The organism is Klebsiella sp. 141162 (assembly GCF_050600755.1).
Taxonomy (GTDB): domain Bacteria; phylum Pseudomonadota; class Gammaproteobacteria; order Enterobacterales; family Enterobacteriaceae; genus Klebsiella; species Klebsiella aerogenes.
In genome coordinates this window covers 110346-125254 of the sequence record NZ_JAQIRI010000002.1, presented here as the reverse complement: position 1 = coordinate 125254, position 14909 = coordinate 110346, and the positions used below count along the sequence as shown (strand labels likewise).

The 14909-nt window shown below is 59.7% G+C and carries 13 protein-coding genes; all 13 read left to right on the top strand.

From position 1 onward, the window contains the following. Positions 1-75: 75 nt before the first annotated feature. The 13 genes from motA to PGR23_RS08125 all read left to right on the top strand — a co-directional run bounded on the left by motA (position 76) and on the right by PGR23_RS08125 (position 14714). Positions 76-966 (top strand): flagellar motor stator protein MotA, encoded by an 891-nt coding sequence (gene motA, locus PGR23_RS08185; RefSeq protein WP_015704927.1) that lies wholly within the window; start codon positions 76-78, stop codon positions 964-966. Beyond that, positions 963-1886 (top strand): flagellar motor protein MotB, encoded by a 924-nt coding sequence (gene motB / locus PGR23_RS08180; protein WP_042892855.1) that lies wholly within the window; start codon positions 963-965, stop codon positions 1884-1886. Before motA ends, motB begins: the two co-directional genes overlap by 4 nt. Continuing rightward, positions 1883-3841, top strand: a complete 1959-nt coding sequence (cheA, locus tag PGR23_RS08175) for a chemotaxis protein CheA (protein ID WP_396279784.1) — start codon at positions 1883-1885, stop codon at positions 3839-3841. Before motB ends, cheA begins: the two co-directional genes overlap by 4 nt. Before the next feature lie 33 nt (positions 3842-3874). After that, entirely contained in the window at positions 3875-4375 is a 501-nt protein-coding gene (gene cheW, locus PGR23_RS08170) for a chemotaxis protein CheW (protein WP_015367343.1), read from the top strand. A gap of 132 nt (positions 4376-4507) precedes the next feature. Beyond that, positions 4508-6178 (top strand): methyl-accepting chemotaxis protein, encoded by a 1671-nt coding sequence (locus PGR23_RS08165; RefSeq protein ID WP_047065481.1) that lies wholly within the window; start codon positions 4508-4510, stop codon positions 6176-6178. An 83-nt stretch (positions 6179-6261) separates the two neighbouring features. Next, positions 6262-7872 (top strand): methyl-accepting chemotaxis protein, encoded by a 1611-nt coding sequence (locus tag PGR23_RS08160; protein ID WP_049060369.1) that lies wholly within the window; start codon positions 6262-6264, stop codon positions 7870-7872. Positions 7873-7900: 28 nt separating this feature from the next. Beyond that, the gene (gene cheR / locus PGR23_RS08155; RefSeq protein WP_047043697.1) at positions 7901-8773 is read left to right on the top strand and encodes a protein-glutamate O-methyltransferase CheR; all 873 of its coding nucleotides are present in this window, start codon (positions 7901-7903) and stop codon (positions 8771-8773) included. Next, positions 8773-9822 (top strand): protein-glutamate methylesterase/protein-glutamine glutaminase, encoded by a 1050-nt coding sequence (locus tag PGR23_RS08150; RefSeq protein ID WP_316422526.1) that lies wholly within the window; start codon positions 8773-8775, stop codon positions 9820-9822. The genes cheR and PGR23_RS08150 overlap by 1 nt, the downstream gene beginning before the upstream one ends. A 70-nt stretch (positions 9823-9892) precedes the next feature. After that, entirely contained in the window at positions 9893-10282 is a 390-nt protein-coding gene (gene cheY / locus PGR23_RS08145; RefSeq protein WP_015367338.1) for a chemotaxis response regulator CheY, read from the top strand. 10 nt (positions 10283-10292) lie between these two features. Then, positions 10293-10937, top strand: a complete 645-nt coding sequence (cheZ, locus tag PGR23_RS08140; RefSeq protein WP_015367337.1) for a protein phosphatase CheZ — start codon at positions 10293-10295, stop codon at positions 10935-10937. Between the two features lie 150 nt (positions 10938-11087). After that, on the top strand, positions 11088-12239 hold the full coding sequence (gene flhB / locus PGR23_RS08135) for a flagellar biosynthesis protein FlhB (protein WP_380377105.1): 1152 nt from the start codon (positions 11088-11090) through the stop codon (positions 12237-12239). Next, the gene (gene flhA, locus PGR23_RS08130) at positions 12232-14310 is read left to right on the top strand and encodes a flagellar biosynthesis protein FlhA (RefSeq protein WP_396279783.1); all 2079 of its coding nucleotides are present in this window, start codon (positions 12232-12234) and stop codon (positions 14308-14310) included. The genes flhB and flhA overlap by 8 nt, the downstream gene beginning before the upstream one ends. Further along, positions 14310-14714 (top strand): flagellar protein FlhE, encoded by a 405-nt coding sequence (locus tag PGR23_RS08125; protein WP_047065474.1) that lies wholly within the window; start codon positions 14310-14312, stop codon positions 14712-14714. Before flhA ends, PGR23_RS08125 begins: the two co-directional genes overlap by 1 nt. Positions 14715-14909 lie beyond the last annotated feature (195 nt).

The window sequence follows — 14909 nt, the reverse complement described above, 5'->3', positions numbered from 1 at the left end:
CCCATTCCCCGCCTGGTTTACGCCAGGGCGCGTTAGCCTCGCTTGCCATCCACATTGTTAATTTGAGGTATGCGTGTGCTAGTGATATTGGGTTATCTCGTGGTCCTGGGAGCGGTATTTGGCGGCTATTTACTGGTGGGGGGCCACCTGGGCGCGCTGTACCAACCGGCGGAATTTCTGATTATCGGCGGCGCCGGCATCGGCGCGTTTATCGTCGGCAACAACGGAAAGGCCATCAAATCCACGCTGCGGGCGTTGCCCAAAATGGTACGTCGCTCCAAATACAGCAAGGCGCTGTATATGGATCTGATGGCGCTGCTGTTCCTACTGCTCGCTAAATCCCGTCAACAGGGAATGCTGTCGCTTGAATTCGATATCGATAATCCTCAGGAAAGTGAAATTTTCGCTAATTATCCGCGCATCCTTGCCGATAACCATCTGGTGGAGTTCATAACCGATTATTTACGCCTGATGGTGAGCGGCAACATGAATGCTTTTGAAATTGAAGCGCTGATGGACGAAGAGATCGAAACCTTCGAACAGGAGAGCGAAGTGCCCGCCGGCAGCCTGGCGATGGTCGGCGACTCTCTGCCGGCATTTGGTATTGTCGCGGCGGTAATGGGGGTGGTACACGCGCTGGCCTCGGCGGACCGTCCGGCGGCAGAGCTCGGGGCGCTTATCGCCAACGCGATGGTGGGGACTTTCCTCGGCATTCTTCTGGCCTATGGATTTATCTCGCCGCTGTCGACGCTGCTGCGGCAAAAAAGCGCCGAGACGGTCAAGATGATGCAGTGCATCAAGGTGACATTGCTCTCCAGCCTCAACGGCTACGCGCCGCAAATCGCCGTCGAATTCGGCCGCAAAACGCTGTATACCACCGAGCGCCCGTCGTTTGTTGAGCTCGAAGAGCACGTGCGCCAGGTGAAAGCGCCCGCCGCGCAGGCGACGGAAAGCGAAGAAGCATGAAACATAATCACCCGGTGGTACTGGTCAGAAAACGCAAATCGCACCAGCCCGCCCATCACGGCGGTTCATGGAAGATTGCCTATGCCGATTTTATGACGGCGATGATGGCTTTCTTCCTGGTCATGTGGCTGCTGGCGATCGCCAGCCCGCAGGAGCTGACGCAGATTGCCGAATATTTTCGCACGCCGCTGAAAGTGGCGCTGACCAGCGGCGATAAAAGCAGCTCGGAAAGCAGCCCGATCCCCGGCGGCGGCGAAGACCCGACCCGTGAAGTCGGGCTGGTCAGCAAACAGATCAATACCGCGGATAAACGTGCCGAAGAGCTACGGCTTAACAAACTGCGTGACAAGCTCGATCAGTTGATTGAGTCAGACCCGCGTCTGAAGGCGCTACGTCCGCATCTGCTGATCAACATGATGGACGAAGGACTGCGCATTCAGATTATCGATAGCCAGAATCGCCCGATGTTTAAAACCGGTAGCGCCCAGGTGGAAAGCTATATGCGCGATATCCTGCGGGCGATAGCGCCAATCCTCAATGATTTGCCGAACAAGATAAGCCTCTCCGGCCACACCGATGACATCCCCTATGCCAGCGGCGAACGCGGTTACAGTAACTGGGAACTGTCGGCGGATCGCGCCAACGCCTCGCGCCGCGAACTGATTGCCGGCGGCCTGGCGGAAGGGAAGGTGCTGCGGGTGGTCGGTATGGCGGCGACCATGAGTCTGAAACAGCACGGCGCTGATGATGCCATCAACCGCCGCATTACCGTACTGGTGCTTAACAAAGAGACCCAGCAGAGCATTGAGCATGAAAATGGCGAAAGCAATGCGCTGGAGATTAGCCAGCCGGATGCGCTGCCAAAGCTGGTCGCGCCCGCGCCGGTTAACCGTGATTCACACCCAGAGGTGACCCCATGAGCATGGATATTAGCGCTTTTTATCAGACTTTTTTTGATGAAGCAGACGAGCTGCTGGCAGACATGGAGCAACACCTGCTGGAGCTGGATCCGCAGGCCCCCGATATCGAACCGCTGAACGCGATTTTTCGCGCGGCGCACTCGATCAAAGGCGGCGCGGCGACGTTTGGCTTTTCCGTATTGCAGGAAACCACCCATCTGCTGGAGAACCTGCTCGACGGCGCCCGGCGCGAAGAGATGCGCTTGAGCACCGAAATTATCAATCTGTTTCTGGAAACCAAAGATATTATGCAGGAGCAACTGGACGCCTATAAAACCTCGCAGCAGCCTGACGCTGAGAGCTTTGACTATATCTGCCAGGCGCTGCGGCAGCTGGCGCTGGAAGCACAGCAGCAGGACGCGCCAGCCGCGCCGCCCGTCGTGGCCCAGCCTGCGCCGACGGCCGTCGCCGGCGGTATGCGCGTAAGCTTAACCGGGCTAAAAGCCAATGAAATTCCGCTGATGCTGGAAGAGCTTGGCAATCTCGGCGAGGTACAGGATCCGCTGCAAACTGACAATAGCCTTGAGGTGACCCTGCTGACCACCGCCAGCGAAGAAGACATCTGCGCGGTGCTCTGTTTCGTCCTTGAGCCGGAACAAATCAGCTTTACCACGCCGCCAACGACTGCCGCTAAGCCATTGGCGTCGGCCGAAGTTGTGCCGCCGCCTGTCGCCCAGCCGCAACCTGCTGCCGTCGAGCCGCCCAAAGCGCCGAGAGCGAAGGCCAGCGAATCGACCAGCATTCGCGTGGCGGTAGAGAAAGTTGACCAGTTGATTAACCTCGTCGGCGAACTGGTGATCACCCAGTCAATGCTGGCGCAGCGTTCTGGCAATCTGGATCCGGTAACCCATGGCGATCTGCTCAACAGCATGAGCCAGCTGGAACGTAATGCCCGCGACCTGCAGGAATCGGTGATGTCGATTCGCATGATGCCGATGGAATATGTATTCAGCCGCTACCCGCGGCTGGTACGCGACCTGGCCGGCAAGCTCAATAAGCAGGTGGAACTGACGCTACAGGGCAGCTCTACCGAACTTGATAAGAGCCTGATCGAGCGCATTATCGACCCGTTGACCCACCTGGTGCGTAATAGCCTCGACCACGGTATTGAAGATCCGCAAACCCGTCTGGAGGCAGGTAAGTCTGAGGTGGGCAATCTGATTCTTTCCGCTGAACATCAGGGCGGCAATATCTGCATCGAAGTGATCGATGACGGCGCCGGGCTTAATCGTGAAAAAATACTCGCCAAAGCGGCGGCGCAGGGGCTGGCGGTCAGCGACAGCATGAGTGATGAAGAGGTCGGAATGCTCATTTTCGCGCCGGGCTTTTCGACCGCGGAACAGGTGACCGACGTCTCTGGCCGCGGCGTCGGCATGGACGTCGTGAAACGGAATATCCAGGAGATGGGCGGTCACGTTGAAATCCATTCCCGTGCGGGCAAAGGGACCTCGATTCGTATTTTGCTGCCGCTGACGCTCGCCATCCTCGACGGCATGTCGGTCAAGGTCAATGAAGAGGTCTTTATTCTGCCGCTCAATGCGGTCATGGAATCGCTGCAGCCGCAGGCTGAAGACCTGCATCCGATGGCCGGCGGCGAGCGGATGCTGCAGGTCCGCGGCGAGTATCTGCCGCTGGTGGAGCTATACCGGGTGTTTGATGTCGCCGGGGCGAAAACTGAGGCCACCCAGGGCATCGTGGTGATTCTGCAAAGCGCCGGCCGCCGCTATGCGCTATTGGTGGATCAGCTGATCGGCCAGCATCAGGTAGTGGTAAAAAACCTGGAAAGCAATTATCGCAAAGTGCCGGGAATTTCCGCGGCGACGATCCTCGGCGACGGCAGCGTGGCGCTGATCGTCGACGTGTCGGCGCTGCAAATGCTCAACCGGGAAAAGCTGCTGAGCGCAGCGGCCGCGTAACGACTCATCTCATAAAATTAACAGGTGCAGACCATGGCAGGATTAGCAACCGTCAGCAAACTGGCTGGCGAAACGGTAGGTCAGGAGTTTTTAATTTTTACCCTCGGCAATGAAGAATACGGCATCGATATTCTGAAAGTGCAGGAGATCCGCGGCTATGATCAGGTGACGCGTATCGCCAACACCCCGGATTTCATCAAAGGCGTCACCAATCTGCGCGGGGTGATCGTGCCGATTATCGACCTGCGGGTAAAATTCGCCCAGCAGGGCGTCTCTTATGATGAAAACACGGTGGTTATCGTGCTTAACTTCGGCCAGCGGGTGGTGGGGATCGTGGTCGACGGCGTCTCCGACGTGCTGTCGCTCACCGCTGAACAGATCCGCCCGGCGCCGGAATTCGCGGTAACGCTGGCGACCGAGTATCTCACCGGTCTTGGCGCGCTCGGCGAACGCATGTTGATTCTCGTCGATATCGAAAAGCTGCTCAGCAGCGAAGAGATGGCGCTGGTCGATAACGTCGCCAAAAGCCACTAAGCAACGGGGCGCGCTCGGTCGCGCCCGGTAAAAATAGTCCCCGCCTGGCATAAAGTTCCCCTCCCGCGCGCCGATAACCCTTTCAGTCACATACGTAAAGCCTGGCCGTTCAGGCTTCCAGGAAGGGGAAACATGTTTAATCGTATTAAGGTCGTCACCAGTCTCTTGTTAGTGCTGGTGCTATTTGGCGCATTGCAGCTGATTTCGGGCGGTCTGTTTTTTTCGTCGCTGAAAAGCGATAAAGAGAACTTCACCGTCCTGCAAACCATCCGTCAGCAGCAGTTGCTGCTAAGTGAAAGCCGGGTCGATCTGCTGCAGGCGCGTAACTCCCTGAACCGCGCAGGGATCCGCTACATGATGGATACCAACAAAATCGGCAGCGGCGCGACTATCGACGAGCTGCTGGCGAAAGCGAAAGAAGAGCTGGCCCGCGCCGAGCGCAACTATGCCGCCTATGAAAAAATCCCGCAGGACCCGCGTCAGGATCCGCAGGCGACGGAAAAGCTTAAGCAGCAGTATGGCATCCTGTACGGCGCGCTGTCGGAGCTTATCCAGCTGCTGGGCGAGGGTAAAATCAACGCCTTCTTCGACCAGCCGACGCAAAAATACCAGGACGATTTCGAGCAGACTTATAACGCCTATCTGCAGCAAAACGGCAAGCTGTACCAAATCGCCGTTGACGGTAGCAACAGCTCTTATAGCTCGGCGATCTGGACCTTAATTGTGGTCATCATCGTGGTGCTGGCGGCGATCGTCGGCGTGTGGATGGGTATCCACCATATCCTGGTACGCCCGCTGAACCGCATGATTGAACACATCAAACGTATTGCCTCCGGCGACCTGACCCAGCCTATCCCGGTGACCAGCCGTAATGAAATCGGCGTGCTGGCCGCCAGCCTCAAGCACATGCAGAACGAGCTTATCGAAACGGTGAGCGGCGTGCGTCAGGGGGCGGATGCCATCTATAGCGGCGCGTCGGAAATCGCCGCCGGGAATAACGATCTCTCATCGCGCACCGAACAGCAGGCGGCATCGCTGGAAGAGACCGCCGCCAGTATGGAACAGCTGACGGCGACGGTGAAACAGAACGCCGAAAACGCGCGTCAGGCCAGCCAGCTGGCGCTGAGCGCCTCCGAAACCGCGCAGAAGGGCGGCAAAGTGGTGGCCAACGTGGTGGAAACCATGCACGACATCGCCAGCAGCTCGCAGAAAATTGCCGATATCACCGGCGTTATCGATGGTATCGCCTTCCAGACCAACATCCTGGCGCTTAACGCCGCGGTAGAAGCGGCGCGCGCCGGTGAACAGGGCCGCGGTTTCGCGGTCGTGGCGGGCGAAGTCCGCAACCTGGCGCAGCGCAGCGCCCAGGCGGCCAAAGAGATCAAAGCGCTGATCGAGGACTCGGTCAACCGCGTGGATATGGGCTCGGTGCTGGTGGAAAGCGCCGGCGACACCATGGGCGATATCGTCAATGCGGTCACCCGCGTGACCGACATCATGGGCGAAATCGCCTCTGCTTCCGATGAGCAGAGCCGCGGCATCGACCAGGTCGGCCAGGCGGTAGCGGAAATGGATCGCGTCACCCAGCAGAACGCCTCGCTGGTGGAAGAGTCGGCCTCCGCCGCCGCCGCGCTGGAAGAGCAGGCCAGCCTGCTGACGCAGTCGGTTGCCGTCTTCCGTCTGAAGTCGGAAGGGCAGGAAGAGTATAAAGCGCCGGTCAGCAATAAAACCGCGCCTGCCGCCATCGCTACGCATAAAAAAACCAGCGCCAGCGACTACCAGGATAACTGGGAGACGTTCTAACGGGTACCGGCCGCCGCATCCCTACACGCGGCGGCCTCTCTTGCGTTGTAAGCCGGCCGAGACCGGCTACCAAGGAGATTGCTATGTTTAACCGAATCCGTATCTCTACCAGTCTTTTCCTGCTGCTGATCTCCTTTTGCATCATGCAATTGATCAGCACCGGGCTCTCTTACGTCGCGCTGCGCGCCGACAACCACAATCTTGAACGTATTACCGTCAGTAGCCAGCAGCGCGATGCGCTTAGCCTGAGCTGGGTATCGCTGCTGCAGGCGCGAAATACCCTTAACCGCGCCGGTACCCGCGCGGCGCTGAAGGTGCCGCAGGAGCAGGTGGATGCGCTGATGGGCGGCGCCCGCAGCTCGCTGCAAAAAGCCGATCTCTACTTTAACCAGTTCCTCGACACGCCTCGCGCGGATGAGCAGGAGCAGCAGTTGGCCGATGCCACGCGCGACAGCTACGAGAATCTGCGCGGCGCGCTGCGCGAGCTGATCGTGTTCCTCGAAAATCGCAACCTGCAGGCCTTTATGGACCAGCCGACGCAGAAAATACAGGACCGCTTCGAGGCCGACTTTGTGCAATATCTGCAGCTGGCGAAGGCGACGACCGATGAAGCCAGCGCCTCCAGCCAGCGGGCCTATGGCTGGTCAATCTGGTTGGTTGCCGGGGCGGTGCTGATGCTCTTGGTGGTCACCCTCAGCGCGATGTGGTGGCTGCGAACCATGCTGGTGCAGCCGCTGAATATTATTCGCGGCCACTTTGAACGTATCGCCAGCGGCGATCTTTCCGCACCGATTGCGGTCTATGGGCGCAACGAAATCAGCCAGCTATTTGCCAGCCTGCAGCGCATGCAACAGTCGCTGATTGGTACCGTCGGCGCGGTGCGCGACGGTGCGGAGTCGATTCTTATCGGCCTGCAGGAGATTTCAGAAGGTAACAACGATCTCTCCTCGCGCACCGAACAGCAGGCGGCTTCGCTGGAAGAAACCGCCGCCAGTATGGAGCAGCTAACGGCGACGGTAAAACAGAATGCCGATAACGCCCGCCAGGCATCGCAGCTGGCGCGTGATGCTTCTTCAACCGCCGCCAAAGGCGGCGAGCTGGCGGATGATGTGGTCACCACGATGCACGACATCGCCAACAGTTCGCAAAAAATCGGCGCGATTACCAGCGTCATCGACGGCATCGCCTTCCAGACCAATATTCTGGCGCTCAACGCGGCGGTGGAGGCGGCGCGCGCCGGTGAGCAGGGGCGCGGCTTTGCGGTGGTGGCCGGAGAAGTGCGCAACCTGGCCAGCCGCAGCGCCCAGGCGGCAAAAGAAATTAAGCTGCTGATCGACGAGTCCGTCAGCCGCGTCAAACACGGCTCGGTGCTGGTGGAAAATTCCGGCGCCACTATGCAGGACATCGTGCGCTCGGTAACCCGGGTCACCGACATCATGGGCGAAATCGCCTCCGCCTCCGATGAGCAAAGCCGCGGCATTGAGCAGGTTACGCAGGCGGTAACCCAGATGGATCAGGTGACGCAACAGAACGCCGCCCTGGTGGTGGAATCCGCTTCCGCCGCCGCTGCGCTGGAAGAGCAGGCGATTACCCTCGCCGATGCAGTGGCGGTATTCCGTCTGGCGGATGACAACTTCGTCGCGCCGGAAACCTCATCCACGGTAAAGGAGACCCTGGATTGTCAAACCGCATAAACCGCTCGTTTTTTGCCGGTGAGCCGGCATGAAGCAGACAACATCAACCGCGCCGCGCGAAAGCGGCTCGGCGCTGGCGCAGATGGCCCAGCGTCTGCCGCTCTCCGACGCGCATTTTCGCCGCATCAGCCAGCTTATCTATCAGCGTGCCGGGATCGTGCTGGCGGCGCATAAGCGCGAGATGGTGTACAACCGGCTGGTGCGCCGCTTACGGCTGCTGGGCATACATGATTTCGGCGACTACCTGGCGCTGCTGGAAAGCGACCCGCACAGCGCCGAGTGGCAGGCGTTTATCAATGCGCTGACCACCAACCTGACGGCCTTTTTTCGCGAGGCGCACCACTTTCCGATTCTGGCGGAGCATGCGCGCTCGCGTCCGGGCGGCTATAGCGTGTGGAGTACCGCCGCTTCGACCGGCGAAGAACCTTACTCCATCGCCATCACCCTCGGCGATGCGCTGGGGGAGCGCGCCAGCGGTTGCCAGGTCTGGGCCAGCGACATTGATACCCAGGTGCTGGAGAAAGCCGAAGCGGGGATTTATCGCCATGAAGATCTGCGTACCCTGACGGCCGGGCAGATGCAGCGTTATTTTCTGCGTGGCACCGGGCCGCATCAGGGGCTGGTGCGCGTGCGTCAGGAACTGGCGGCGCGGGTCAACTTCCAGCCGCTGAATCTGCTGGCGCCAGAGTGGGCGCTGCCGGGGCCGTTCGACGCGATTTTTTGCCGCAACGTGATGATCTATTTCGATAAACCGACGCAGGAGCGCATCCTGCGCCGCTTTGTCCCCTTGCTTAAACCGGGGGGGCTGCTGTTTGCCGGTCACTCCGAGAATTTCAGCCAGATCAGCCGGGATTTCTACCTGCGTGGACAGACCGTATATGGGCTGACCAAGGAGAAGTGATGAGTAAAATCAGAGTGTTATGTGTTGATGATTCGGCCCTGATGCGCCAGCTGATGACCGAGATCGTCAGCGGCCACGCCGATATGGAGATGGTGGCGGTGGCCCCGGACCCGCTGGTCGCACGCGATCTGATCAAAAAATTTAACCCACAGGTGCTGACGCTGGACGTCGAAATGCCGCGCATGGACGGCCTCGATTTCCTCGAAAAGCTGATGCGCCTGCGGCCGATGCCGGTGGTGATGGTTTCGTCGCTGACCGGTAAAGGTTCGGAAATTACCCTGCGCGCGCTGGAGCTGGGGGCGGTGGATTTCGTCACCAAACCGCAGCTCGGGATCCGCGAAGGCATGCTGGCCTACAGCGAACTGATAGGCGAAAAGATCCGCACCGCCGCGCGGGCGCGGCTGCCGCAGCGTGCCAATGGCCAGCCGCCGGCGATTTTAAGCCACGGACCGCTGCTGAGCAGCGAGAAGCTGATCGCCATTGGCGCTTCCACCGGCGGCACCGAAGCGATTCGTCAGGTGCTTCAACCGTTGCCGGCCACCAGCCCGGCGCTGCTGATCACCCAGCATATGCCGCCGGGATTTACCCGCTCGTTCGCCGAACGGCTGAATAAGCTGTGCCAAATCACGGTGAAAGAGGCGGAAGAGGGCGAACGCGTGCTGCCGGGACACGCCTATATCGCGCCTGGGGATCGCCATCTGGAGCTGGCGCGTAGCGGCGCTAACTATCAGGTCAAGCTGCACGACGGCCCGGCGGTGAATCGCCATCGTCCCTCGGTGGATGTGCTGTTTCGCTCGGTGGCCCGCCACGCCGGGCGCAATGCGGTGGGGGTGATCCTCACCGGCATGGGCAACGACGGCGCGCAGGGGATGCTGGAGATGCATCGCGCCGGGGCCTATACCCTGGCGCAGAGCGAAGCGAGCTGCGTGGTGTTCGGCATGCCGCGCGAGGCCATCGCCAGCGGCGGGGTCAGCGAAGTGGTTGAACTGGAGCGCATGAGCCAACGCATGCTGGCGCAGATAGCCGGCGGCCAGGCGCTGCGAATTTAAATTCACGCCGCCAGGAGTCCCGGCGGCGTGGTGTGAAGTGAGTTAAAAATGACACTGTTCAGGGGTAGTAATGGCAGATAAGAATCTCCGTTTTCTGGTCGTCGACGACTTTTCCACCATGCGTCGTATCATCAGAAATTTGCTTAAAGAGCTCGGCTTTAACAACGTTGAAGAGGCGGAAGATGGCGCGGACGCGCTAAATAAGCTGCGGGCCAGCAGCTTTGATTTCGTGGTCTCCGACTGGAACATGCCCAACGTCGACGGTCTGGAGCTGCTGCAGACCATTCGTGCCGATGCCGCGCTGGCGGCGATGCCGGTACTAATGGTGACGGCGGAAGCGAAAAAAGAAAATATTATTGCCGCCGCGCAGGCAGGCGCCAGCGGTTATGTGGTGAAACCTTTTACGGCGGCGACGCTGGAAGAAAAGCTCAACAAGATTTTCGAAAAATTGGGCATGTAAGGAGAGGGCGATGAGAGAGATTCCAATGCCTGCCAGCGATGCAGCGACCGCGGGAGAGATAATCTCCCGTATCGGCCAGCTCACCCGCATGCTGCGCGACAGCATGCGCGAGCTGGGGCTCGATCAGGCGATTGCCCAGGCGGCCGAGGCGATCCCGGATGCCCGCGACCGCCTTGATTACGTTGTCACCATGACGGCGCAGGCGGCGGAACGGGCGTTGAGCTGCGTGGAGGCGGCGCAGCCGCGCCAGGCCGAACTGGAGTCCGGCGCCAGCGCGCTAAAATCGCGCTGGGATGAGTGGTTCGCCAATCCGATCGAACTGGATGACGCGCGCGCGCTGGTGACCGACACCCGTGAGTATCTGGATCAGGTGCCGGGCCATACATCCTTTACCAACGCCCAACTGATGGAAATCATGATGGCGCAGGATTTCCAGGACCTGACCGGTCAGGTTATCAAGCGCATGATGGATGTGGTGCAGGAAATTGAAAAGCAGCTGCTGATGGTGCTGATGGAAAACATGCCGGAACCGCCGGTGAAAGAGAAACGGGCCAACGACAGCCTGCTTAACGGCCCGCAGCTTGATCAGAACGGCGTCGGCGTTATCGCCAACCAGGCGCAGGTTGACGATCTGCTCGATAGTCTCGGTTTCTGAATATGACGGGGCGCAGTTGCTGCGCCCCTGCCGCCTTTCCCTCATCCGTGAAATAACCCCTCTTTTTCGCCGTTGTTCCGCCAATGACTTCGCCAATTTTTTGGCATGCTGACCGCCATTCTTTACCCTCCCGACACAGGAACTGCAGGCTTGGCGGAAGACAGCGATCTGGAAAAAAGCGAGGCCCCCACCGCCCACCGGTTGGAGAAGGCGCGTGAAGAGGGCCAGATCCCGCGATCGCGCGAGCTGACCTCGGTGCTGATGCTGGTGGCCGGGCTCGCCATTATCCTGATGTCCGGCAGCAATATCACTCGCCAACTGGCGGAGATGCTGACGCAGGGCCTGCACTTTGACCACGGAATGGTCAGCAATGACAAACAAATGCTGCGCCAGCTGGGAATGCTGTTGCGTCAGGCGGTGCTGGCATTGCTGCCGGTAATGGCCGGGATGGTGCTGGTGGCGCTGGCCGCGCCAATGCTGCTTGGCGGCATTTTATTCAGCACCAAGTCGCTCAAATTCGATCTTAAACGGCTGAATCCGCTTTCCGGCCTAAAACGTATGTTCTCCACTCAGGTGCTGGCGGAGCTGTTAAAAGGGATCCTCAAAGCCACGCTGGTCGGCTGGGTAACCGGACTGTACCTGTGGCACAACTGGGCGGCGATGCTGCATCTGATGACCCAACAGCCGCTCGACGCGTTGGCTAATGCGCTACAGATGATCCTCTACTGCGGTTTTCTGGTGGTGCTCGGGTTGACGCCGATGGTGGCGTTTGACGTTTTTTATCAGCTGTGGAGCCACTTCAAAAAGCTGAAGATGACCAAACAGGATATCCGCGACGAATTCAAAGACCAGGAAGGCGACCCCCACGTTAAAGGACGGATCCGCCAGCAGCAGCGGGCGATTGCCCAGCGGCGGATGATGGCCGATGTGCCGAAAGCGGACGTGATCGTCACTAACCCGACCCACTATGCCGTGGCGTTGCAGTACAACGATAAAAAAATGAGCGCGCCGAAGGTGTTGGCTAAAGGGGCGGGGGAGATTGCGCTGCGCATTCGCGAACTGGGGGCGCAACACCGTATCCCGATGCTCGAAGCGCCGCCGCTGGCCCGCGCGCTCTATCGCCATAGCGAGATCGGCCAGCATATTCCCGCCACCCTCTATGCCGCGGTCGCCGAAGTGCTGGCCTGGGTTTATCAACTGCGCCGCTGGCGGCGCGAGGGCGGCTTGATCCCGAAAAAACCTCAACGTTTACCGGTGCCGGAAGCACTGGATTTTGCAAAAGAGAGTGACTCTGATGGCTAATTTGGCCTCCCTGCTGCGTTTGCCGGGGAATATTAAAGATACACAATGGCAGGTGCTGGCCGGCCCAATCTTGATCCTGCTGATTTTGTCGATGATGGTGCTGCCGCTGCCGGCGTTTATTCTCGACCTGCTTTTCACCTTCAATATCGCATTGTCGATCATGGTGCTGCTGGTGGCGATGTTTACCCAGCGCACGCTGGACTTCGCCGCGTTTCCAACCATTCTGCTGTTCTCGACGCTGCTGCGCCTGTCGCTCAACGTCGCCTCGACGCGCATCATTTTGATGGAAGGGCACTCCGGGGCCGCCGCCGCGGGACGGGTCGTGGAGGCCTTCGGCCACTTCCTGGTCGGCGGTAATTTCGCCATCGGTATCGTGGTGTTTATTATCCTCGTGTTGATCAACTTCATGGTTATCACCAAAGGCGCCGGGCGTATCGCCGAAGTGGGGGCGCGTTTCGTGCTCGACGGCATGCCGGGTAAGCAAATGGCGATCGATGCCGACATGAACGCCGGGCTTATCGGCGAAGACGAGGCGAAAAAACGTCGCGCTGAAGTCACGCAGGAAGCCGATTTCTACGGTTCGATGGACGGCGCCAGCAAGTTTGTCCGCGGTGATGCCATCGCCGGGCTAATGATTATGGTGATTAACGTGGTCGGCGGACTGCTGGTCGGCGTGGTGCAGCACGGTATGGAGCTGGGCGCGGCGGCGGAAAGCTACACCTTGCTGACCATCGGCGACGGGCTGGTGGCGCAAATCCCGGCGCTGGTGATCTCTACCGCCGCCGGGGTCATCGTGACCCGGGTGGCGACCGATCAGGATGTCGGCGAACAGATGGTCGGCCAGTTATTCAATAACCCAAAGGTCATGCTGCTGTGTGCCGCGGTACTTGGGCTGCTGGGGCTGGTGCCGGGGATGCCGAACCTGGTTTTCCTGCTGTTTACCGCCGCGCTGCTCGGGCTGGCCTGGTGGCTGCGCGGGCGCGAAAAACAGACGCCGAAAGCCGCCGACGAACCCATCGTGCAGGAGAATACCCAGGCCGCGGAAGCCAGCTGGGCTGATGTCCAGTTGGAAGATCCGCTGGGCATGGAAGTGGGCTACCGGCTGATCCCGATGGTCGATTTTCAGCAAAATGGCGAGCTGTTGGGGCGTATCCGCGGGATCCGCAAGAAATTCGCCCAGGAGATGGGCTATCTGCCGCCGGTGGTACATATTCGCGATAACCTTGAACTGGCGCCCGCCCGCTACCGCATTCTGATGAAAGGAGTGGAAATCGGCAGCGGCGAAGCGCAGCCGGGGCGCTGGCTGGCGATTAACCCCGGCAACGCTATAGGTGAGCTGGCGGGGGATAAAACCATCGATCCGGCCTTCGGTCTGGAGGCGGTGTGGATCGATAGCGCGTTGCGCGAGCAGGCGCAAATCCAGGGCTATACGGTAGTGGAGGCCAGTACGGTGGTGGCGACCCATCTCAACCATCTCATCGGCCAGTTCGCCAGCGAACTGTTTGGCCGCCAGGAGACGCAGCAACTGCTCGATCGCGTGTCGCAGGAGATGCCGAAGCTGACCGAAGATTTCGTACCGGGCGTGGTGTCGCTGACCACGTTGCATAAGGTGTTGCAGAATCTGCTGGCCGAGCGGGTATCGATCCGCGATATGCGTACCATTATCGAGACGCTGGCGGAGCATGCGCCGACGCAAAGCGATCCCTACGAGCTGACCACCGTCGTGCGCGTGGCGCTGGGGCGGGCGATTGCCCAGCAGTGGTTCCCCGGCAATGGTGAAATTCAGGTTATCGGTCTGGATACCCAACTGGAACGACTGCTGCTACAGGCGCTGCAGGGAGGCGGCGGTCTCGAACCGGGGCTTGCCGACCGCCTGCTGGAGCAGGCGCGGCAGGCGCTGCAGCGCCAGGAGATGCTTAGCGCGCCGCCGGTGCTGTTGGTTAACCACGCGCTGCGCCCGCTGCTGGCGCGTTTCCTGCGTCGTAGCCTGCCGCAGATGGCGGTGCTTTCCAACCTGGAGATCAACGACGATCGCCAGATTCGCATGACCTCAACCATTGGAGCGGCCTGATGACGCGCTATCTTCCTTTATTGTGCCTTTTATTGCCGGTTGCCGCCGGCGCGGCGTCGGGCTCATGGATTGCCGAAGGGCCCGGCGTCACTCTTGAACAGGGCGGGATGAGTGATTCTTCCGCCGCGCTGCTGCCGCCCAATACGCTGCCTGGCGGCAATGCGCGCATCGAGACCGTTAGCTGGCGCTATCGTCTGCTGTCAGCGGAGCCGGCGGGGCTGCAGGTGCATTTGTGTAGCCTGAATCGCTGTATTCCGCTGACCAGCGCCAGCGGCACCAGCCACGCGTTGGCCGGCGAGGCGGCAGAAGGGCCGCTGCGTTTTGTCTATTCCGTACAGACCCGCGGGCCGTTAAACCCGCCGCTGCGGGCGATTGCCAATCAGGTTATCGTTAATTATCAGTAGTTGTGGGGAAAAGTTTTGTATTAATACAGAGCACATTGCGCTCCCGGAATGCAATGCTTTCTTCAGTTCAGTAATAAAACGGGTAGGTGCAGCCATATATCCGGTTTCTGATGGGATTTCTTTATCCCGAACCATGATGAAATCCGCCAGGCAGGTACCAATCATCCTGTGCGAGCTGACTTGCCCTTGCTACCT

What these genes read in the sequence shown, in the direction of transcription:
- PGR23_RS08125 (WP_047065474.1), top strand. Translation starts at nt 14,310, where the DNA reads ATGACGCGCTATCTTCCTTTATTGTGCCTTTTATTGCCGGTTGCCGCC.
- cheY (WP_015367338.1), top strand. Translation starts at nt 9,893, where the DNA reads ATGGCAGATAAGAATCTCCGTTTTCTGGTCGTCGACGACTTTTCCACC.
- cheA (WP_396279784.1), top strand. Translation starts at nt 1,883, where the DNA reads ATGAGCATGGATATTAGCGCTTTTTATCAGACTTTTTTTGATGAAGCA.
- flhA (WP_396279783.1), top strand. Translation starts at nt 12,232, where the DNA reads ATGGCTAATTTGGCCTCCCTGCTGCGTTTGCCGGGGAATATTAAAGAT.
- cheR (WP_047043697.1), top strand. Translation starts at nt 7,901, where the DNA reads ATGAAGCAGACAACATCAACCGCGCCGCGCGAAAGCGGCTCGGCGCTG.
- PGR23_RS08160 (WP_049060369.1), top strand. Translation starts at nt 6,262, where the DNA reads ATGTTTAACCGAATCCGTATCTCTACCAGTCTTTTCCTGCTGCTGATC.
- motB (WP_042892855.1), top strand. Translation starts at nt 963, where the DNA reads ATGAAACATAATCACCCGGTGGTACTGGTCAGAAAACGCAAATCGCAC.
- cheW (WP_015367343.1), top strand. Translation starts at nt 3,875, where the DNA reads ATGGCAGGATTAGCAACCGTCAGCAAACTGGCTGGCGAAACGGTAGGT.
- PGR23_RS08165 (WP_047065481.1), top strand. Translation starts at nt 4,508, where the DNA reads ATGTTTAATCGTATTAAGGTCGTCACCAGTCTCTTGTTAGTGCTGGTG.
- cheZ (WP_015367337.1), top strand. Translation starts at nt 10,293, where the DNA reads ATGAGAGAGATTCCAATGCCTGCCAGCGATGCAGCGACCGCGGGAGAG.
- PGR23_RS08150 (WP_316422526.1), top strand. Translation starts at nt 8,773, where the DNA reads ATGAGTAAAATCAGAGTGTTATGTGTTGATGATTCGGCCCTGATGCGC.